Origin of the sequence: Actinokineospora auranticolor, assembly GCF_041897805.1 — a bacterium.
GTDB classification, from domain to species: Bacteria; Actinomycetota; Actinomycetes; order Mycobacteriales; family Pseudonocardiaceae; genus Actinokineospora; species Actinokineospora auranticolor.
On the sequence record NZ_CP154825.1, the window covers coordinates 6,420,149 to 6,439,872 of the forward strand.

A 19,724-nucleotide genomic window follows, 5' to 3' on the forward strand; every position below is an offset into this window, starting at 1 on the left:
GCCGACCCGGGTGCCTCAGCCGCGGACGACGGTCACCAGGTGGTCCACGACCTGGTCGACCGCGATCTCCGCGCGGTCGCCGGTGGCCCGGTCCTTGACCTCCACGACCCCGTTCGCCAGCCCGCGGCCGACCACGAGGATCGTGGGCACGCCCACCAGCTCCGCGTCCTTGAACTTGACCCCCGGCGACGCCGCCGCGCGGTCGTCGAGCAGGACGTCGAGGCCGCGGCCGTGCAGCTCCTGAGCCAGCCGCTCACCCGCCTCGCGGAGGGTGTCGTCCTTGCCCGCGATGACCAGGTGCACGTCCGCGGGCGCCACCTGGCGCGGCCACACCAGGCCCGACGCGTCGTGGGTCTGCTCGGCGACGACGGCCACCAGGCGGGAGACGCCGATGCCGTACGAACCCATGGTGATGGTGATCGGCTTCGAGTCGGCGCCCAGGGCGGTCAGGCCCAGCGCCTCCGAGTACTTGCGGCCCAGCTGGAACACGTGGCCGATCTCGATGCCGCGCGCGGCCACCAGGGTGCCCTCGCCGTCCGGCGCGGCGTCGCCCTCGCGGACCTCGGCGGCCTCGATGGTGCCGTCCGGGGTGAAGTCGCGGCCCGCGACCAGATCGATGACGTGGTGGTCGGCCTTGTCCGCGCCGGTGACCCACGCCGTGCCGGTGACCACGCGCGGGTCGACCAGGTAGCGGACGCCGTTGTCGAGCAGGGCGCGCGGACCGATGTAGCCCTTGACCAGGAACGCGTTGCGGGCGAAGTCGGCCTCGTCGAGCACCGCGACCTCGGCGGGCTCCAGCGACGCCTCCAGCCGCTTCATGTCGACCTCGCGGTCGCCGGGGACGCCGACGGCCAGCAGCTCCCACTCCTTGGCGCCCGGCTGCCGGGTCTTGAGCAGGACGTTCTTGAGCGTGTCCGCGGCGGTGAACTCACGCCCCAGACCGGCCTCGTTGAGGTACGCGACCAGCGTGTCGATGGTCGGCGTGCCGGGCGTGTGGTGGACCTGCGCCTCGGCCAGCCCGTCCAGCGGGCGCGCGGGCGGCGCGGGGGTGACCACGGCCTCGACGTTCGCCGCGTAGTCGGACGCGGTGCTGCGCACGAACGTGTCCTCGCCGATGGGCACCTCGGCCAGGAACTCCTCCGACGCCGAACCGCCCATCGCGCCGGAGGTGGCCTTGACGATGACGTACTTGAGGCCCAACCGGTCGAAGATGCGCACGTAGGTGGCGCGGTGGGCCTGGTAGGACGCGACCAGGCCCTCGTCGGTGAGGTCGAAGGAGTACGAGTCCTTCATCAGGAACTCGCGGCCCCGGAGGATGCCCGCGCGGGGACGCGCCTCGTCGCGGTACTTGGTCTGGATCTGGTAGAGCGAGAGCGGGTAGTCCTTGTACGAGCTGTACTCACCCTTGACGGTGAGCGCGAACAGCTCCTCGTGCGTCGGTCCGAGGAGGTAGTCGCCGCCCTTGCGGTCCTTGAGGCGGAACAGGTTGGGCCCGTACTCCGTCCAGCGGTTCGTGGCCTCGTAGGGCTCGCGGGGCAGCAGGGCCGGGAACTGGATCTCCTGCGCGCCCATCGAGTCCATCTCGTCGCGGACGATGCCCTCGATCCGGCGCAGCACCCGCAGACCCAGCGGCAGCCAGGAGTAGATGCCCGGGGCGACGCGGCGGACGTATCCGGCGCGCACCAGCAGCTTGTGGCTGGGCACCTCGGCGTCCGCCGGGTCCTCGCGCAGGGTGCGCAGGAACAACGACGACATCCTGGTGATCACGGTCAGGCTCCTCGGGTAAGCACGAGTGGTGCCCACGAAGCGTAGTGACCCGCCGCAGGTCAGCGCATCGGGGTTACCACCCGCGCCTCGGTGACGATCGCCGTGACCAGGTCGGCCGGTGTGACGTCGAAGGCCAGGTTGAGCGCGTCGGTGCCCGCGGGCGCGGCGCCGCCGGTGACCTCGGCCGGGTCGCGGACCTCGATCTCGACCGCGGCGCCGTCCGGGGTGTCCGGGTCCACGGTGGACTCGGGGGCGGCGACGACGAACGGGATGCCCGCGCGGGCGGCGGCCAGCGCCAGCGGGTAGGTGCCGATCTTGTTGACGACGTCGCCGTTGGCCGCGATCCGGTCGGCGCCGACGACGACGGCCTGCACGAGGCCGCGGGCGATGACGGAGGGGCCCGCGGAGTCGACGACGAGGGTGTGGGGGATGCCGAGGCCGCGCAGCTCCCAGGCGGTCAGGCGGGCGCCCTGGAGCAGGGGGCGGGTCTCGTCGGCGTAGACGTGGCCGAGGGCGCCGCGTTCGTGGACGGCGCGCAGGACGCCGAGCGCGGTGCCCCACTCGACGCAGGCGAGGGCGCCCGCGTTGCAGTGGGTGATGGCGTTGAACGGGGCGGGGAGGCGGTCGAGGAGCCAGTCGGCCGCGCGGGCGGCGAGGGCGCGGTTGAGGCGGACGTCCGCTTCCAGGGTGTCGATGGCCACGGCCTCGACGGCGCCCGGGCCTTCTTCCACTCGGGACAGCGCGCGGTCGACGCCCCAGGCCAGGTTGACGGCGGTGGGGCGCGCGGCGCGCAGGTCGGCGGCCAGGGCGCGGACCTCGTCGGGGTCCGCTGTGGACCGTGCGGCGAGCATCACCCCAAGGGCGCCCGCTACCCCCAGTGCGGGGGCGCCGCGCACGGCGAGTGACCGGATCGCGTCGATCAACCCGGGGACGGTGTGGAGATTCCGGGTGACGACCTCGGCGGGTAGTCGCGTCTGGTCGATGATGACGATGTGGTCGGACTGCCAGTCGATGGTGCGCACGTCGATCATTCTGGCTTGGCTGGGCGGTTTTGTCGGTGGCCGTGGGTACCTTTTCCGGCATGAGCGAAGACATCGACACCAACACCGCGTCCGGCAACCCGACGGCGACCGGTCAGCACTCCGGCGACCGCATCGGCATCGTGACCGTCACCATCGACTGCGCCGACCCGCGCGGCCTCGCGACCTTCTGGACCGAGGCCCTCGGCTACAAGATCACCGCGGACTACGGCGGCGAGTTCGTCCTGCTCGGCCCGGCGAGCGGCGAGCAGGCCGTGGGCGTCGGGTTGCAGCGGGTGGCGGAGGAGAAGGTGACCAAGAACCGGGTGCACCTGGACTTCCACACCCCGGACCGCGCGGCCGAGGTGGCCAGGCTCGTGGGGCTGGGGGCCACGCCGTTAGGGGAACACGCGGTCCCGGGGCTGAGCTGGACCACCCTGACCGACCCCGCGGGCAACGAGTTCTGCGTGGGGTCCACCAACGGCTGAGTGCTGGAGGTCGAGGAGAGAGGAGGAGTCTCCACAACCGAATGGGCCAGGTCCGCTGATATAGGCGAGGTCCGCGGCCGAACGGGCGGGGCCTGCCGCGACCGGCACGCCCCGGCGATCACGCACCGGCGTGGCGGGGGTGAAGGCAGAAGGCCGCCGCGAGGACACCGGCTCAGGCAGGCGCTCCCCCGGAACCGCCGTGCTCAGACCACAGGCGCGTGCTGTGGTCATGCCCGTGGACACCTACTGGGTCTCCGGGGACGTGCCGAGTCTCCGGGGCACCTGCCAGGCCCCCGGGGACGTGCCGGGCCTCCAGGGACGTGCCGGGTCTCCGTGGAGACGTACCGCTCTCGACGGGCAGGTTCGTAGGCGGGTACCGGTGAGCGTGGGCACGCTCGTTGTCGACGTGTCACGGGGTGCCTGCGTCGCCGCCACCCCGGTATCGGCAGGCTGCCGACTTCGAGCAGGTTCCGGGGCGGACCGTGGGAATCGCTAGCCCGCGGGGGTCAGCGGGAGGGTGTGGCGGGTCCAGCGGTCGGTGGTGGTGAAGCCGTGGCGTTCGTAGACGGTGACGGCGCCGGTGGGGTTCAGGGCGTCTACGACGAGGGTGGCGGTTTCGTAGCCTTCCGCTCGTGCTTCGTGCATGACCTGGGTCAGCAGGAAGCCCGCCAAGCCCTTGCCGCGCCACGAGCGGAGGGTGCCGACGTCGACCACGGCGAGGTTTCGGGAGTCCGGGCGGGCGCAGCAGAGGACGAAGGCGGCGAGGTCCCCCGACCCGGGGTCGCGGAGGTGGACGCTGAAGCGCGGGGCGAAATCCACGTCACCGGTGAAGTGGTCGCGCCAGGCCTGCTCGGTGACCGGGTAGCTGCCCCAGTGGTCGGCGAAGGTGGCGTTGCGGAGCAGGCGCCACGCTTGGCCGAACTCGGGTCGGTAGTGCTCCAGCACCAAGCCGTCCGGTGGCTGCCAGGGCGCGGCGGTCTCGGCGAGGGTCGCGCCCATCACCAAGAAGGGGCGGGTCGGGTCGTAGCCCGCCGTGGCCAGCAGGCGCGGGAGGTCGGTGGTCGACTCGTGGACCGGGACCACGGCGGTCACCGGCACGCCGGGGAACAGGCGGGCGCCGACGGCGATGGCGGACTCGTGCAGTCGTTCGAGTAGTTGGCGGCCGACGCCTCGGCGGCGGTACGCCGGGGCCACGCCGCCGGAGAGTCGCACCTGCGCGTCGTCGACCGGGGTGCCCGCGCGCGCCCACGCGACGCCGTAAGCGACCAGGGTGTCGCCGTCGAGCACGGCGACGGTGTCGGTGGGTTCGGTGTCCAGCAGGAGGCGTTCGAAGTCGTTGAGGTCTCGGCGTTGGCTGGTCGAGTCCGCCGCGCCGATGTCGGTGGTGAGGCGTATCCAGGCGGGTGCGTCGGATCGGGTCAAGGGGCGCCAGGTCAGGTCGCTGCTGGGTGTCACGTGAGCGGAAGCTAGGTCACCCGGGGCGGGTCACTCGACCGGATTATCTCTAGGCTCGGCTGGTGCTCGTGCTGCTTCCGCCGTCGGAGACCAAGAGCGAGGGTGGCGACGGCGCCCCGCTCGACCTGGGCGCGCTGTCGTTCCCGGAGCTGAACCCGGTTCGCGCGCGGGTCGCCGACGCCGTGGTGGCGCTGGCGGGCGACCTGGCCGCGAGCCTGACCGCGCTGGGTCTGTCCGACCGCCAGGTGGACGAGGTCGAGCGCAACGCCGAGCTGTTCGGCTCCCCGACGCGGCCCGCGCTGGAGCGGTACACCGGTGTCCTCTACGACGCCATGGAAGTCGGGCGGTTCACCAAGGCCGAGCGCCGCCGGGCCGATCGGCGGCTGGCCGTGGCGTCGGCGCTGTTCGGTGTCGTGCGGGCGGGCGACCGCATCCCGGCCTACCGCCTCTCGGGTGGCACGGTCCTGCCCGGGTTGGGCGGCCTGCGCGGTGTGTGGCGGGCCGACCTGGAGAAGACTCTGTCCACTGTGGATGACCTGGTGGTCGACCTGCGGTCCGGCGCCTACGCGAACCTGGCGGCGATCCCCGACGCCGTGACGGTGCGGGTGGTCACCGAGGACACGAGCGGCAGGCGCAAGACCGTCAGCCACTTCAACAAGGCGTACAAGGGGAAGCTCGCCGCCGCGCTCGCCACGACCCCGCGCGAGCCCGGCTCGACCCGGGGCCTGGTGTCGGTGGCCAAGGCCGCGGGCATGCGGCTGGAGCCGACCGACCGGCGGGCCTTCGACCTGGTCGTCGAGCCCTGACGGGCCGAACGCCCGGACCTTGCCCCGAGGCACCCGTCGGAGCAGCCGGACCGGACGGTGTTTTCGCTGGTCACAGCGGTGCGATAAATGGGTTGCGGGGCTTGGGCGGGTAGTGGAGGCTATGCCGCACGGACCGGTGGAGATGCCGGTGGATAGCAGGGAGGTGCGCTGTGCAGATGACTGTCGTTGTGGGCGCGGCACTGTCCCGTCCACCCGCCCCACTGGCGTGACGCTGGGTGGGGCGTCCTTCCACCCAAGGAGTCCCACCCGTGCGAGAGCACGATCTCACCCACGCTTCCTCCCGCGCCCGTCGTGACACCGACTGGGACGACTGGGACGACGACGCGCCGTCCGCCACCCGCATGCGGCGGGGCAGGTCCACCGAGGACCCGCAGCCGCAGCGCTCCGGACGGCTCACCGAGGCGGAACGCCTGCGGCTCAGCCGGGTTCGCGACGACGCCTACACCGCCGCCGAGGAGCTGCCGCCCGGGACCGACCGCTGGTCCACCTGGGGCGACAGCGAACAGGGGCCGCACCCGCGACCGTCCTGGCTGGTCACCGACCTGGCCGCGGCCGACACCGAGCTCGGCGTGCTGAAGACCGGCAAGGAAGCCGACGTCTTCCTCGTCGAGCGGGCCGTGCCGGACGGGCCCCGGTGCCTGCTGGCGGCCAAGCGGTACCGCAGCGGGGAACACCGGCTGTTCCACCGCGACGCCGGTTACCTGGAGGGCAGGCGGATGCGCCGGTCCCGGGAGACCCGGGCCATCGCGAACCGCACGTCGTTCGGGCGCAACCTGATCGCCGAGCAGTGGGCGGTGGCCGAGTTCGCGGCGCTGTCGCGGCTGTGGTCGGTCGGCGCGCCGGTGCCGTACCCGGCCCAGCGCGACGGCATCGAGGTGCTGCTGGAGTTCCTCGGCACCGAGGACGGCACGGCCGCGCCCCGGCTGGCCCAGGCCCGACCGGCCGGTGACGAGCTGCGCGAGCTGTGGGAGCAGCTGGTCGCGGCCCTGGAGCTGCTCGCGGGCCAGGGCGTCGCCCACGGCGACCTGTCCGCGTACAACCTCCTGGTCCACGACGGCCACCTGATGCTGATCGACCTCCCCCAGGTCGTCGACCTCATCGCCAACCCGGCGGGCCCGGAGTTCCTGGCGCGCGACGTCGCCAACGTCGCGCGCTGGTTCGCCGCGCAGGGCCTCGCCGAGACCGTCTGCGACCCGGGGACCGTGACGGCGCACCTGCTGGAGGTCGCGGGCCTCGGATGACCCTCGCCGGAGCGGGGTGGGTGTGATCGCGCCCACCCCGCTCCGGCGTGCCCGCGGTTCGCAGGCGGAAGGCGGGTTCCGGCTGGTCGAGGGTGATCTCGGTCCCGCGCGGCGCTGGTCGGTCACCGGGTCGGGTAGAGTTGGGGGGCATCGTGAGCGGCGTACCGCGTTCGCGTTCCGTTCGGCGTCGGTTGGATGACTCCGGAAGGGCCATCGGTGCCACCTGACCCAACCGTCGGCACGCAGGCAGCGTGCCGGGCTCGTCCGTGTGAAAGCCTGCCGACCTCGTGAGCGTGTGAGGGCGGAGCCTCCCGAGACGTGCCAACGTCCGGAGAGGACCCCGTGCAGAACTCTGCCCTGCCCACGAACGACCCCACCACCGAGGCCGACGAGCGCAAGCCGCGGCACCGGCAGAGCGGGAAGGGCCGTTTCGACGGCGACGACGTCACCTTCGCCGACCTGGGCCTGCCCAAGCCGCTGCTGCGCGCGCTGGCCGAGGCGGGCATCGACCAGCCGTTCCCGATCCAGGCGGCGACCCTGCCGGACGCGCTCGCGGGCCGTGACGTGCTCGGCCGCGCGCAGACCGGTTCCGGCAAGACGCTGGCCTTCGGGCTGGCGCTGCTGTCGCGTCTCGACGGTGGCACCGCGCAGCCGCTCAAGCCGCGCGGCCTGATCCTGGTGCCGACCCGCGAGCTGGCCCTGCAGGTGAGCGACGCGCTGACGCCGCTGGCCAAGTCGCTGGGCCTGTGGTGCCGCACCGCGGTCGGCGGCATGTCGTTCCCGCGCCAGGCCGAGGCCCTGCGCCGCGGCGTCGACCTGCTGATCGCCACCCCCGGTCGGCTCTCCGACCACGTCCGCCAGGGCACGTGCATCCTCGACGGCGTGCAGTTCAGCGCCATCGACGAGGCCGACCAGATGGCGGACATGGGCTTCCTGCCGCAGGTGCGGGAGATCCTCGACCGCACCGACCCCGACGGCCAGGTGCTGCTGTTCTCCGCGACCCTGGACGGCGACGTCGACCAGCTGGTGAAGCGCTACCTCAACAACCCGGTGACGCACTCGGTCGACGTGGCCACCGCCAGCGTGTCCACGATGGAGCACCACATGCTGCTGGTGTCCAAGCAGGACAAGGCCGACGTCATCACCGAGGTGGCCGCGCGCGAGGGCCGCACCATCATGTTCGTGCGCACCAAGCACCACGTCGACCGCCTCGCGGACAAGCTGCGGTCGGTCGGCGTGCGGGCCGGGGCGCTGCACGGCGGCAAGACCCAGGGCGCGCGCAACCGGGTGCTCAGCCAGTTCCGCGAGGGCGACATGCCCGTGCTGGTGGCCACCGACGTCGCCGCCCGCGGCATCCACGTCGACGGCGTCAGCCTGGTCGTGCACGTGGACCCGCCCGCGGACCCGAAGGACTACCTGCACCGCGCGGGCCGCACGGCGCGCGCCGGTGAGGCGGGCACCGTCGTCACCGTGGTCACCCACGACCAGCGGCGCGGCGTGATGCGGTTGACCGACAAGGCGGGCGTGAAGCCGGAGCACACCCGGGTGAAGCCCGGCGACGCCGACCTGATCCGGATCACCGGGGCCCGCGTGCCCAGCGGTGAGCCGGTGGTGGAGAAGGCGCCGCCCGCGCGCGCCCCGCGCGGCAGCGGCCACACCGCCCGCCGCACCGGTGGCGAGTTCCGGCGTCGCACCGGTGGTTTCGAGGGCCGTGGCGCCCGCTCGGGCCACCCGCGCGACGACCGCCGCGAGCCGAGCCGCGACCACCGCGACCACGGCAACCGCTCCCGGGAGTACGCGGGCCGCGACGACCGCGCCCCCCGCGGCGAGTCCGCCACCCGCGAGTTCCGGTCGGACGACTCCCGGGGCCGCGACGACCGCGGCTACCGCCCGCGCGAGGACTCCCGCCGCGACGGCTTCGCGGGTCGGGAGGAGCGGAGCTACGGCAACCGCGACGACCGCGGCCACAGCCGGGACAACCGCGACTCGGGCAGCCGCCCGTACCGCGAGCGCGAGTCCGCGGGTTCCCGTGGGCGTGAGTCGGACAACCGGGCGTCCCGCCCGCGCGAGTTCGGCGGCCACGACTTCCGCGGCCGTGGGACCACGGAGTCCCGCGGTGCGGACCGACCGGCCCGCACCCGCGAGTCCGAGCCGCGCGACAACGGCAACCGCGCCACCCGCCGCGCCCACCTGACCCAGGGCTGGCGCGACCGCGACTGAGCACGAACCGCGAAGGCGGTCTCCCTCACCCGAGGGAGACCGCCTTCGCGCATTCCGGGGACGGAACGACGTACCGGTGGACCACGTCGACGTAGCGGTCGTAGAGCGTCCCGAACGCGGCCGTGTCGCCTGCTCGCGCGGCTCGGACCAACCCCCACGGCTCACCGCGTGGGTCATCGTTCCGGAACGGGTGGTCCGGCGCCCGTTCGGGCGATCCCGGTGGCCCGAGGTCGGGTTCCGCCACGCACACGGGAGCCGGATCCGCCTGGACCGGCGTGGTGAAACTCGGGGAAAAATCCTCGGCGGGTGATGTCGAGAGTTGCGGTGTGGCTCCGACTGGTGGGTGCAAGCAGGGCCACGAGAGAGAGGCAACGAGATGAAGTACCTGATGATGGTCTACGGGAACCAGGAAAAGTGGAACTCCTTCCCCGCCGAGGCGTGGCCGGAGGCGCTGGCCAAGCAGGAGGCGTTCAACACCAAGTACCGGGAGTCCGGGGAGTTGTTCGGGGCGTACGGGTTGGCGGACGCGGTGAACGCGCGGTTGGTGCGGCGGGAGGGTGGGGTGCCTGCGATCACCGATGGGCCTTACCTGGAGACCAAGGAGTACATGGCCAGCTTCTACCTGCTCGACGTCGAGAGCGAGGAGCGGGCGCAGGCCATCGCGGCGGATATGCCGTGGGCGGATGAGACTCCGGTGGAGTTGTGGCCGATCCTGCACGAGTCGCGGTGACCGGGGGCGTCGAGGACCTGTGGCGTGAACTCGCGCCGCGGGTTCTCGGGGCGTTGGTGCGGCGGCACGGGCAGTTCGACGCGTGTGAGGACGCGGTACAGGAGGCATTGGTGGCGGCGGCCACGCAGTGGCCCGTCGACGGTGTTCCCGACAACCCGCGCGGGTGGCTGTTGACGGTCGCGACGCGGCGGTTGCTCGACCACGTGCGCAGCGAGTCCGCGCGCCGCCGCCGGGAGGACGCGCTGGCCACGCCGCAGGCCGCGCTGCTCGGCGGTCCCGTCCCGGACCGGGACGACTCGCTGGAACTGCTGTTCCTGTGCTGCCACCCCGAGCTGTCCGACCCGAGCCGGGTGGCGCTGACGCTGCGCGCGGTCGGCGGGTTGACCACGGGCCAGATCGCGGCCGCGTTCCTGGTACCCGAGGCGACCATGGCGCAGCGGATCAGCCGGGCCAAGCAGACGATCAAGGGCAGCGGCTTCGGCGTCCCCTCCCCCGACCGGCTCGACGCGGTCACCCACGTGCTGTACCTGATCTTCAACGAGGGCTACACCGCCACCGACGGCCCCGACCTCACCGCCCCCGCCCTCTCCGACGAGGCCATCCGCCTCACCCGGCTGCTGCACCGGCTGGTCCCGGACGACACCGAGGTCGCCGGTCTGCTGGCCCTCATGCTCCTCACCGACGCCCGCCGCCCGGCGCGCACCACGGCGGACGGCCGCCTGGTCCCGCTGGCCGACCAGGACCGGTCACGGTGGGACGGGGAGCTGCTCGCGGAGGGCGTCGCGTTGATCAGCTCGGTGCTGCCGCGCGGCCGGGTGGGCACCTACCAGCTCCAGGCGGCCATCGCGGCCGTCCACTCGGAGCCCGGTGCGACGGACTGGCCGCAGGTCCTCGGGTTGTACGACCTGCTGGCCACCGTGAACCCGGGCCCGATGGTCACCCTGAACCGCGCCGTGGCGCTGGCGATGGTGCGCGGCGCGGAAGCCGGGCTGGCGGAGTTGGAGCCCTTGACCGAGGACAAGCGGATGCGGCGGCACCACCGCCTCTACGCGACGAGGGCCCACCTCCGCGAACTGGCCGGGGACGTCGAGGCCGCGCACGCCGACTACCTGGAAGCCGCCCGCCGCGCGTCGAGCCTCGCCGAACGGATCCACCTCACTGACCGGGCCCAGCGACTGGCCTGACCAAGGCGCCCAACGACTCCCCGGACAACGCCCGCACTTCACGGGCCAGGTGCGGCTGGTCGGCGAACCCGGCGCGCACGGCGACCTCCGCCTGCCCGATCCCGTCCCGTGCCAGCGCCAGGGCGCGTTGGAAGCGCAGGACGCGGTGCAGCACCTTCGGCCCGTACCCGAACGCGGCCACCGCGCGCCGGTGCAGCCGCCGCTCGCCCAACCCCAGCCGCTCGGCCATCTCCCGGACGCTGCCCGTCCGGCGGGCCAGTGCCCCGATCGCCGCCGCCGCCGGGTCCAGCTCGCTCGGCAACGCCGACAACAGCAGGCGTTGGGCTGCAAGCAGGGTCGAGGTGTGCGCGAGGCGGTCGGCCAAGTCGGCTCCCCGGCCGCCCCACAGGTCCGCCAGGTCCACCCGCGCGTCGCGCAGCTCGTTCACCGGGACGCCCAAAGCCGTGTGGCCGGGCTCGAACCGCAGGCCGACCAGGGTCCCCGGACCCACGGCGGAGCGGTGGGGGCCGGTGTCCGGGCCCGCGACCCACAGCCGCCCGGTCTCGCGGTGCCAGATGACGTCGACGCACGCGTCGGGCACGATCAGCGCCGCGCCGCCCGTGGCCGAGTCCCGCGACCACAGGCAGGCGATGCCCGGTCGCGTCGACGGCTGCTCGCGGTAGCCCACGGCTCAGCCGGAGTAGGTGATCTTCTGGATCGTCACCGCGGGCGTCGGCTTGCCGTCCTCCGGGCCCAGCTCCGGGGTCAGCTCGCCCCCGGCGACCTTGTCCACCACCGCCAGGCCCTCGGCGTCGGTCTCGCCGAACACCGTGTAGTCCGGCGGCAGGACCGAGTCGCCGTAGACGACGAAGAACTGGCTGCCCGCGCTGTTCGGCTCGTCCGTCGCCGCCATCGCGACGGTGCCGCGCGGGTAGACGACGTCGTCCGGGTTGGTGGCGTTCCCGGCCTTCTTGAGGTCCTTGGGCAGCTCGTCCGGGATCGTGTAGCCGGGGCCGCCGGTGCCCGTGCCGGTCGGGTCGCCGCACTGCAGGACCTTGAGCTGGGCGTACTTGGTGACCCGGTGGCACGGGGTGTTGTTGTAGAACCGGTTGTCGATCAGGAACGCGAAGTTGCGGGCCGCGCACGGCGCGTGCTCCACGTCCAGCTCGACGGTGATCTCACCGGCACTGGTCGCCACCAGCGCGGTGTACGGCCGGTCCTCGGCCACCGACTGGGGGCCGCGCCCGACCCGGTCCTCGTCGGCCTCGCTGGGCGACGGCCTGCCGTCCGGCACGAAGACGCAGGTGGTGGCCTTGGCGGGGGTCGGCTTCGGCGCGGGGCTGGCCCCCGGCGCGGGCAGCGCCAGACCCGACACGGTCGTCGCGCACCCGACGGTGGCCATCGCCAGCGCGGCCAACCCGACCAGGTGCGCCCCACTCCGCAGCTTCATGTCCACAGTGTCGCAGCCGCCCCCGACCGTCCTGAATGGAAGGTCGCGGAAAAGCCGGACGGGGTGCCCGCCGCGATCGGCGCGCACCCCGTCCGGGGAAGTCACGGGGCCCTAGGCCACGGTGACGGACTTGACCGTGACCGGTTGCTTGGGCTTGCCGTCGCCCGGGCTGCCCGAGGAGACCGTGCCCGCCTTGGCGATGTCGTCGACGACCTTGAGGCTGTCGGCGTCGATGCTGCCGAACACCGTGTAGTTCGGGGGCAGCTCGGCGGTGCCGTAGACGATGAAGAACTGGCTGCCGTTGGTGCCCTTGCCCTCGGGGCTCTTGCCCGCGTTGGCCATGGCCAGGATGCCGCGGCCGTACTTGATCTCCGGGAAGACCTCGTCGTCGAAGGAGTAGCCGGGGCCGCCGCCGCCGGTGGCCGACGGGTCGCCGCACTGCAGCACCTGCAGGCCGTCGCCGGTGGTCAGGCGGTGGCAGGTGGTGTCGTTGAAGTAGCCCTGCTTGGCCAGGCTCTCGAAGCTGTTGACGGTGCACGGCGCGAGCGCGCGGTCCAGCGTCGCCTTCACGTCCTTGCCGTTGAGGTTGATCGTGGCCGTGGCGGTGCCGGTGCCGGGGACGTCCTTGGTCTGCGGCGGCTGCACCGGCTTCGCGGCGGGCTCGTCCTTGGTGGCCGGGTAGGCGCACTCGTTCTTCGCGGGCAGCGCCGTGGACCGCTTGGGCACCGGGGCCAGCTCGGTCGGGATGTTCTTCGGGGTGTCGGCGGGCGTGTCGGCCTGCGTGGTCTCCGCCGTGTCCGGCGACGCCGAGTCCGCGGGCTTCGAGTCGCCGCCGATGTTGGCCAGCCAGTAGATCAGGCCGACCACCGCGACCACACCGACCACTGTCGCCACCACGCCGACGACCCGACGCTTCCGGGCGCGTTCGGCCCTGTTCGCGAGTTGCCGCTCAAGCTTGCGCTTGGCTGCCTCCCGGCGCTGCTGGTTGGTCGGCACCTGGCACCCTCCTGACCTGACCTGTTGCTGGCTGGCGCGCAGTCTATGGGGACCCCCGGTAAGAACCGCGTGGAGGTGGGGGCCACTAGGCTGAGAAGAACCCAAGAATCCGCGACCGGAGGAGTCCCCCCGTGCTCGTCGTCGGCTTCCCGACCGGCGCCTTCCAGGCGAACTGCTTCATCGTGGCGCCGGGTGCCGGGGCGCAGTGCGTCATCGTCGACCCCGGTCAGGACGCCGCGGAGCCGATCGCGGAGGCGTTGCGCGAGCACCGGTTGTCCCCGGTCGCGGTGGTGCTGACCCACGGCCACCTCGACCACACCTTCTCGGTGACCCCGGTGTGCGACGGCGACGACGTGCCCGCGTGGATCCACCCGGACGACCGGCACCTGCTCAGCGACCCCCTGCGCGGCCTGAGCCCGGAGGCGGGCCGGTACTTCGGCGATCTGACCATGCGGGAACCGAGGGAAGTCCGCGAGCTGAGCGACGGCGCCGAGCTGGACCTGGCCGGGTTGACGCTCACCGTCGACCACACGCCCGGGCACACCGAGGGGTCGGTCAGCTTCCGGCACACCACCGAGGAGGGCGGGCAGCTGCTGTTCTCGGGCGACACGCTGTTCGCCGGGTCGATCGGCCGCACGGACCTGCCGGGCGGGTCCATGGCGCGCATGACGCAGTCGCTGCGGCGCCTGCTGACCCTCGACGACGAGACGGTCGTGCTGCCCGGCCACGGTCCCACCACGACGATCGGGCGGGAGCGGGCGAGCAACCCGTTCCTCACCGGCGTGGCCGAGCCGGGTGCCGGGCACCTGGGCCGCGGACGGGGGATCTAGCCGTGACCGAGCCGGAGCGGCTGCCGCTCAACCTGACCGAGTCCGGTGGCCGCAAACGCGCGGTCGCGTCGGTGCTGACCGCGTTGGTGCTGGGCGCGGCCGTCGGCGGGGTGGTCGGGCTGATCGGCGGGCAGTGGCCGGGGCTGGTCACCGCGGGTGTCGTGTTCCTCCTGCTCCTGCTGCTGACCTGGGCTTCCGGGCGGCGTCGGCTGTGGCTGGAGGACGGGACCGTGCTGGTCGCCCGGACGATCGGGCGCAAGTCGGTCGACCTGCGGCACGCGGACAGCCTGGAGCTGATGGTCACCGACATCCGGGGCGTGCGGACGGTGGGCCTGCTGGTCGGCGCCGGGCGCAGGTCGATCAACCTGGGGCTGGCGGTGTACTCCGGTGCGGGCGGGCGCGAGCTGGGCATCCTGGTGCTGCGCAAGATCGCCGACGCGCTGGCGGCCAACGAGAACCCGGCCGGGCTGGTGTTCTCCCAGCTCGTCGTGGCGCAGCTGCGCGCGGAGGCGAAGGGCGAGGCGGCGGCGGACCGGCCGCTGTACCGGCTCGCGTCGGTCGCGCCGTCGGGCAGGTTGGCGCAGCGGCTCAAGCCGGAGGCCGTGACCCGCTTCGTGGCGTCACTCGACTGACGGTTCCTCGCGCACGGCGACCAGCGCGGCCACCGCGGTGGTGACGGGCACGGCGGCGACCAGGCCGATGCTGCCGACCAGGGTCCGCACGATCTCCTGGGCGATGCTCTGGGACTGCAGGATCGTGCCGATGCCGACGCCGGAGAGCGACGAGTAGAGCAGCACCGGCAGCGCGGCGCCCGCGTACGCCATCACGAGGGTGTTGACCGCGGACGACACGTGGTCCCGACCGATGCGCTGGCCCGCGGCGTAGAGCGCGCGCCAGTCGAGGCCGGGGTTGGCGGCGCGCAGCTCCCAGACGGCGCTGGTCTGGGTGACGGTGACGTCGTCGAGCACGCCGAGGGAGCCGATGACGATGCCCGCGAGCAGCAGGCCGCGGGTGTCGATGCCGTGGCCGAGGCTGCCGACGAGGGTGGCGGTCTCGTCGTCGAGCCCGGTCAGCTTGGCGACGGCGCTGAAGAGCGCGCTGAGCACGCCGATGAGGGCGAGGCTGACCATGGTGCCGAGCACGGCGGTCGAGGTGCGGGCGGAGAGGCCGTGGGTCAGGTAGAGGACCGCGAACATGATCACCCCCGCCCCCGCGACCGCGACCAGCAGCGGGTTCTCGCCGGTGAGGATGGCCGGGAGGACGAATAGCAGCAGCACGGCGAAACTGAGCCCCAGGGCCAGGAGCGCCTTCAGACCCTGCCAACGCCCGAGCACGATCACGGCGACGGCGAAGAGGGCGGCCAGCAGCGCGAGCGGGACCCCGCGTTGGAAGTCGACGAGTTGGTAAGAGGCGCCGCTGAGCGGGTCTGCGCCGTTGTAGGCCAGCACGACGTCATCGCCGACGGCGAAGCGGGGGGTGCTGGGTTCGAGGGGGATGGCGGTGCGGATCTCGCTGCCGGTGGCGGCGCCGTCGGACATCCGGACGGAGACGACGAGGCAGTCGCCGCCCGCGTCGCCCACGCCGCAGGGGCCGGCCTGGGCGGCGGTGATGGTGCCCTTGACGGCCTGCTGGCCGACGTGCTCGGGGGTGGCGGCGGTCGGGAACAGGATGATCATGCCCGCGAGCGCGGCGACGGCGAAGGGGACCAGGAGGGCGGCGAGGAGCTTGCGGACCTTGGGGGACGCGGGAGTCGCGGGGGTGTGCCCGTGGCCGTGACCGTGGCCGGTGGGCGGCAGCACGGGCTTCGCTACGGGCTCGTCGGCGTCCCGCGACTCGACCTCGACGCGATGGGACGAACCGGTGTCGTGGGCGCGCGCGGCACGGCGCGCCGAACCACCCTCGGCAGCGCGGTGGGGTGAGTCGGCTTCGGCGGGGTGGCCGGGCGCGCGCGGGTCGAGGACGGGCAAGCGGTCCGCGGTGTGGCGCGGCGAATCGCCGCCCTGAGGATCGGCGGCACGGCGCGGCGAGTCGGTGCCGGGGAAGTCGGCGGCGCGGTTCGCTTGGCGGGGCTCGCGGGCCCGCTCGGCGCGGTGCGGCGAGTCGCCCTCAATGGAGTGGCCGAGTGCACGCGGGCCGGAGGCGGACAAGCGGTCCGCCGCGCGGCGCGGCGACTCCTGGCCGTGCGGGTTGGCGGCTCGGTGTGCCGGGTGGGGTTCGCCTGCCCACGCCGCGGGGTGAGCTGGGTCGGCCTCGACGGAGTGGCCGGGTACGAGCGAGTCGGCGGCGGGCGGGCGATCCGCGGTGCCGTGCGGTGAATCGCTCTCCCCGCGATCGGCGGCGTGGCTCGGCGGATGGGACTCGTGGGCCTGCGCGGCGCGGCGAGGTGGGTCCGCCTCGACAGGGTGGCCGGGTGCGCGCGGGTCGGGATTGGGCGAGCGATCCGCGGGGCGGCGCGGTGGGCGGGGTTCGCCTGCTCGCGTAGCGCGGTGGGGTGGGGCCTGCTCGGTGGGGTGGCCGGATGTGTGCGGGGTGGGGGCCGGTGGACCGGGGTGCCCGGGGCCCGCGGGACGACCGGGTTCGGCGTCTCGGGGGATCCGGGGGATCGGCTGGGTTTCCCAGTCCTGCATCGCGCCATCCTCGCTGATCGGACCGCCCGCCGGGTCGGCGGGCGCCGGTCGGCGAGAACCGGTTGCGCCGCGTTCGAACGTGTGTTCGACTATCCCCGTGCGATGGAACAGCCTGTCGGCAGACCGCGCCGGGGCGGAGCAGCCCGCCATCCCGGGGTTGCCCGGGTTGGTGCGCAGTGTGCGGACCCCGGAGTTCGCGGGGGTCGTCTTCCACGAGGTGCTCGCCAAGTCCGTGCTCAACAAGGTGCCGGGAGGCTCGCCTATGCCGTTCCGCTGGACCGTGAACCCGTACCGCGGCTGCACCCACGCGTGCAGCTACTGCCTGCACGGCGACACCCCCGTCCTGATGGCCGACGGCACCACCAAGCCGATGGCCGACCTGCGCGTCGGCGACCGCGTCTACGGCACCGAGCGGCGCGGCAGCTACCGGCACTACGTGCCGACCGAGGTGCTGGACCACTGGTCCACCGTCAAACCCGGCTACCGGGTCACCCTGGCCGACGGCACGCAGCTCATCGCCAGCGGCGACCACCGGTTCCTCACCGAGCGCGGGTGGAAGCACGTCACCGGGGACACCTCGGGGGCCGCGCGCCGCCCGCACCTGACGGCGGGCAACAAGCTCATGGGCACCGGTCGGTTCGCGCAGCCGCCCAAGGACACCGCCGACTACCGCCGGGGCTACCTGTGCGGCATCGCCCGCGGCGACGGCGCGGCCGGGATCCCGGTGGAGGCGGCGGGGCGGGTCGCCGAGTACCTGACCGGCGACCTGCCGCTGACGCTGCCCGTCGAGTGGCCGCGCACGCCGACCGACGAGTGGCGCAAGGGGCTGCTGGCCGGGGTCTTCGACGCGGACGGCACCTTCGCCCACCGCATCCTGCGGTTGCCGAACCTGAGCGCGCGCACCCTCGCGGCGGTCACGGAGGCGTTGGGCGCCTTCGGTTTCCGGCACGCCGTCGAGTCCCGCCGCGCCCCGGACGACCGGGCCTGCGTGCGGGTGGACGGCGGCCTGGCCGAGCACCTGCGCCTGTTCCACACCACCGACCCGGCGGCGACCGGCAAGCGCGCCATCGACGACGCCGCGATCAAGTCCGGGGCCCGGCTCGGGGTCGTGTCGGTCGAGCCGCTGGGGTTGGACCTGCCGCTGTTCGACATCACGACCGGCACGGGCGACTTCATCGCCAACGGCGTGGTGAGCCACAACTGCTTCGCCCGCGGCTCGCACACCTACCTCGACCTGGACGCGGGCCGCGACTTCGACAGCCAGATCGTGGTCAAGGTCAACGCCGCCCAGGTGCTCGCCCGGCAGCTGGCCGCGCCGAGCTGGCGGCGCGAGCACGTGGCGATGGGCAGCAACACCGACCCGTACCAGCGGGCCGAGGGCCGCTACAAGATCATGCCGGGGATCATCCGGGCGCTGGGCCGCGCGGGCACCCCGTTCTCCATCCTGACCAAGGGCACGCTGCTCACCCGCGACCTGCCGGACCTGCTCGCCGCGCGCCAGGACGTCGGCGTGGGCGTCGGCGTCTCGATCGCCCTGCTGGACCGCGAACTCCAGCGCAGCCTCGAACCCGGCACGGCCACCCCGCAGGCCCGCCTGGAACTCGTGCGGCGGATCACGGACGCGGGGCTGCCGTGCGGGGTGATGGTGGCGCCGGTGCTGCCCGGGTTGACGGATTCGGTGGAGCAGCTGGATTCCCTGCTGGCCGCCATCGCGGCGGCGGGGGCGACCTCGGCGTCGGTCATGGCGCTGCACGTGCGCCCCGGGGCCCGCGAGTGGTTCGCGGCGTGGCTGGCGCGGGAGCACCCGGCGCTGGTGCCGCTGTACCGGCGGGTCTACGGCACGTCGAGCTACGCCGACCCGAGGTACCGGCAGTCGCTGTCGGCCCGGGTCGCTCCCCTGTTACGCCGCCACGGCCTGGCGGTCAGCGCCGCGGTGCGCCCGCCCGAACCGCGGGTGCCGGTGGACGACCAGTTGACGCTGCTCTGATCACCCCAGGCGACCGAACGCGCGCAGGGTCTTCAGCGACTCCACGGTGTTCCAGCCCGCCCACTCGAACTCGACGGCGGGCGTCCAGATGGTCCACCGCACCCGCCAGCCGCCGTCCGCGTGCTGGGCGTCCACCAACTCGTCCACACTGGACTCGAGTTCAGCCTCGGTGAACCACGACGCCGCGAGGCTGTCCGGGGTGGACGCGTACTCGTGGGGCCGCTGGAGCTCGGCGGAGTTGTAGCCCTCCGGCACCACCCCGCCGTCGCCGATGCTGACGAAACCGCTGTCCCGCACCAGCTTGCCCAACCGCTCCGCCTCAGCCGCGGCCCGCGCGCGGTCCGGGGCGTGCTCCAGGAACGCCAGGCAGCCCAGCACCTCGTAGGGGTGGGTGGACTCGATACCGGTGATCCGCGCCCAGCAGAACTCGGCGGCCCGGTCGACCCACGGGTGCGCGACCCCCGCCCGCCACAGGGAACCGACCAGGTTGGCCGTGGTCAGCAAGGACCCCTCGGTGGTGTCCTCCACCGGCCACCAAGGCGCGCGCGGGTAGTCGCGGAGGTTGGGGTGGATGAACAGCACTCCCCCGTCCGCCATGGTGATGGACTCCAGGTACTCCACCACCCCGTCCGGCGCCGCGCCGACCTCGTGCAGCACGTGGAGCGCGAACATCGTCGTCACCGGCTGGCTCCCGGGGCCCCGCCCGTCGGGCTCCAGGGCGTTGCCGTAGCCGCCGTCGGGGTTGCGGTAGGCGGACAGCGCGGCCAGCACGGGCTCGGCGGGTTCATCGCGGAACAGGTAGCCGAACCGCCGCCGCTCCAACAACCGGGCGGTGCGCAGCACGAAGTCCTCGGCCCGCCCGAACGCCTCTTCGCTCAGAGTCTTCACCGGGACAACGTAAGCCGCGCCGACCACCCTGTCTTG

General features: G+C 73.3%; 17 protein-coding genes and 1 pseudogene. 9 read left to right on the top strand and 9 right to left on the bottom strand.

Translation table 11 applies throughout. The annotated features are described in order from the left end of the window. Positions 1-15 precede the first annotated feature (15 nt). Together V5P93_RS27965 and mtnA are read right to left on the bottom strand one after the other, a co-directional pair. Entirely contained in the window at positions 16-1,767 is a 1,752-nt protein-coding gene (locus V5P93_RS27965) for a proline--tRNA ligase (protein WP_104479529.1), read from the bottom strand. Positions 1,768-1,826: 59 nt separating this feature from the next. Beyond that, positions 1,827-2,798: an S-methyl-5-thioribose-1-phosphate isomerase gene (mtnA, locus tag V5P93_RS27970; protein ID WP_104479528.1), complete on the bottom strand. Its 972-nt coding sequence runs from the start codon at positions 2,796-2,798 to the stop codon at positions 1,827-1,829. A 50-nt stretch (positions 2,799-2,848) separates the two neighbouring features. Between mtnA and V5P93_RS27975 the strand changes: the two genes are divergently transcribed. Continuing rightward, positions 2,849-3,274, top strand: coding sequence for a VOC family protein (locus V5P93_RS27975; protein ID WP_181043517.1), 426 nt, complete (start codon positions 2,849-2,851; stop codon positions 3,272-3,274). Between the two features lie 492 nt (positions 3,275-3,766). Here V5P93_RS27975 and V5P93_RS27980 read toward each other — a convergent pair whose 3' ends face one another. Beyond that, positions 3,767-4,729, bottom strand: coding sequence for a GNAT family N-acetyltransferase (locus V5P93_RS27980; RefSeq protein ID WP_104479527.1), 963 nt, complete (start codon positions 4,727-4,729; stop codon positions 3,767-3,769). 62 nt (positions 4,730-4,791) lie between these two features. Between V5P93_RS27980 and yaaA the strand changes: the two genes are divergently transcribed. The 3 genes from yaaA (at position 4,792) to V5P93_RS27995 (ending at position 9,017) form a co-directional block, all read left to right on the top strand. Continuing rightward, complete coding sequence (yaaA, locus tag V5P93_RS27985; RefSeq protein WP_104479526.1) at positions 4,792-5,535, top strand: peroxide stress protein YaaA; 744 nt, start codon at positions 4,792-4,794, stop codon at positions 5,533-5,535. Positions 5,536-5,804: 269 nt separating this feature from the next. Further along, a complete protein-coding gene (locus tag V5P93_RS27990; RefSeq protein ID WP_374065094.1) occupies positions 5,805-6,797 on the top strand; it encodes a serine protein kinase RIO in 993 nt (330 codons plus the stop codon). A gap of 342 nt (positions 6,798-7,139) precedes the next feature. Continuing rightward, entirely contained in the window at positions 7,140-9,017 is a 1,878-nt protein-coding gene (locus tag V5P93_RS27995; RefSeq protein ID WP_245931302.1) for a DEAD/DEAH box helicase, read from the top strand. Positions 9,018-9,081: 64 nt separating this feature from the next. Here V5P93_RS27995 and V5P93_RS28000 read toward each other — a convergent pair. After that, positions 9,082-9,180, bottom strand: a pseudogene (locus V5P93_RS28000) (RNA polymerase subunit sigma-70); the annotation flags it as partial. Positions 9,181-9,393: 213 nt separating this feature from the next. Here V5P93_RS28000 and V5P93_RS28005 point away from each other — a divergent pair. Further along, positions 9,394-9,747 (top strand): YciI family protein, encoded by a 354-nt coding sequence (locus V5P93_RS28005; protein ID WP_104479525.1) that lies wholly within the window; start codon positions 9,394-9,396, stop codon positions 9,745-9,747. Then, a complete protein-coding gene (locus V5P93_RS28010; protein WP_104479524.1) occupies positions 9,744-10,931 on the top strand; it encodes an RNA polymerase sigma factor in 1,188 nt (395 codons plus the stop codon). The genes V5P93_RS28005 and V5P93_RS28010 overlap by 4 nt, the downstream gene beginning before the upstream one ends. Here the strand turns inward: V5P93_RS28010 and V5P93_RS28015 are convergent. The 3 genes from V5P93_RS28015 to V5P93_RS28025 form a co-directional block, all read right to left on the bottom strand. Further along, a complete protein-coding gene (locus V5P93_RS28015) occupies positions 10,903-11,598 on the bottom strand; it encodes a helix-turn-helix domain-containing protein (RefSeq protein ID WP_104479523.1) in 696 nt (231 codons plus the stop codon). The two genes, V5P93_RS28010 and V5P93_RS28015, sit on opposite strands and share 29 nt — an antisense overlap. A gap of 3 nt (positions 11,599-11,601) precedes the next feature. Beyond that, positions 11,602-12,360, bottom strand: coding sequence for a peptidylprolyl isomerase (locus tag V5P93_RS28020; RefSeq protein ID WP_104479522.1), 759 nt, complete (start codon positions 12,358-12,360; stop codon positions 11,602-11,604). Between the two features lie 111 nt (positions 12,361-12,471). After that, a complete protein-coding gene (locus V5P93_RS28025; protein ID WP_104479521.1) occupies positions 12,472-13,356 on the bottom strand; it encodes a peptidylprolyl isomerase in 885 nt (294 codons plus the stop codon). Between the two features lie 131 nt (positions 13,357-13,487). On the opposite strand from V5P93_RS28025, the gene V5P93_RS28030 reads away from it, so the two are divergent. Together V5P93_RS28030 and V5P93_RS28035 are read left to right on the top strand one after the other, a co-directional pair. Further along, the gene (locus tag V5P93_RS28030) at positions 13,488-14,186 is read left to right on the top strand and encodes an MBL fold metallo-hydrolase (RefSeq protein WP_104479520.1); all 699 of its coding nucleotides are present in this window, start codon (positions 13,488-13,490) and stop codon (positions 14,184-14,186) included. Positions 14,187-14,188: 2 nt separating this feature from the next. Continuing rightward, positions 14,189-14,818: a hypothetical protein gene (locus tag V5P93_RS28035; protein WP_104479519.1), complete on the top strand. Its 630-nt coding sequence runs from the start codon at positions 14,189-14,191 to the stop codon at positions 14,816-14,818. On the opposite strand, the gene V5P93_RS28040 is transcribed toward V5P93_RS28035, so the two are convergent. After that, complete coding sequence (locus V5P93_RS28040; protein WP_374065095.1) at positions 14,807-16,333, bottom strand: YibE/F family protein; 1,527 nt, start codon at positions 16,331-16,333, stop codon at positions 14,807-14,809. The genes V5P93_RS28035 and V5P93_RS28040 overlap by 12 nt on opposite strands. 577 nt (positions 16,334-16,910) lie before the next feature. Between V5P93_RS28040 and V5P93_RS28045 the strand changes: the two genes are divergently transcribed. After that, positions 16,911-18,800, top strand: coding sequence for an intein-containing Rv2578c family radical SAM protein (locus V5P93_RS28045; protein WP_181043515.1), 1,890 nt, complete (start codon positions 16,911-16,913; stop codon positions 18,798-18,800). Here the strand turns inward: V5P93_RS28045 and V5P93_RS28050 are convergent, their stop codons facing one another. Continuing rightward, the gene (locus V5P93_RS28050) at positions 18,801-19,688 is read right to left on the bottom strand and encodes a hypothetical protein (RefSeq protein ID WP_104479516.1); all 888 of its coding nucleotides are present in this window, start codon (positions 19,686-19,688) and stop codon (positions 18,801-18,803) included. Between the last annotated feature and the right edge of the window lie 36 nt (positions 19,689-19,724).

Coding starts and splice junctions, on each gene's coding strand:
- mtnA (WP_104479528.1), bottom strand. CDS start 2,798: ATGATCGACGTGCGCACCATCGACTGGCAGTCCGACCACATCGTCATC.
- V5P93_RS27975 (WP_181043517.1), top strand. CDS start 2,849: ATGAGCGAAGACATCGACACCAACACCGCGTCCGGCAACCCGACGGCG.
- V5P93_RS28005 (WP_104479525.1), top strand. CDS start 9,394: ATGAAGTACCTGATGATGGTCTACGGGAACCAGGAAAAGTGGAACTCC.
- V5P93_RS28020 (WP_104479522.1), bottom strand. CDS start 12,360: ATGAAGCTGCGGAGTGGGGCGCACCTGGTCGGGTTGGCCGCGCTGGCG.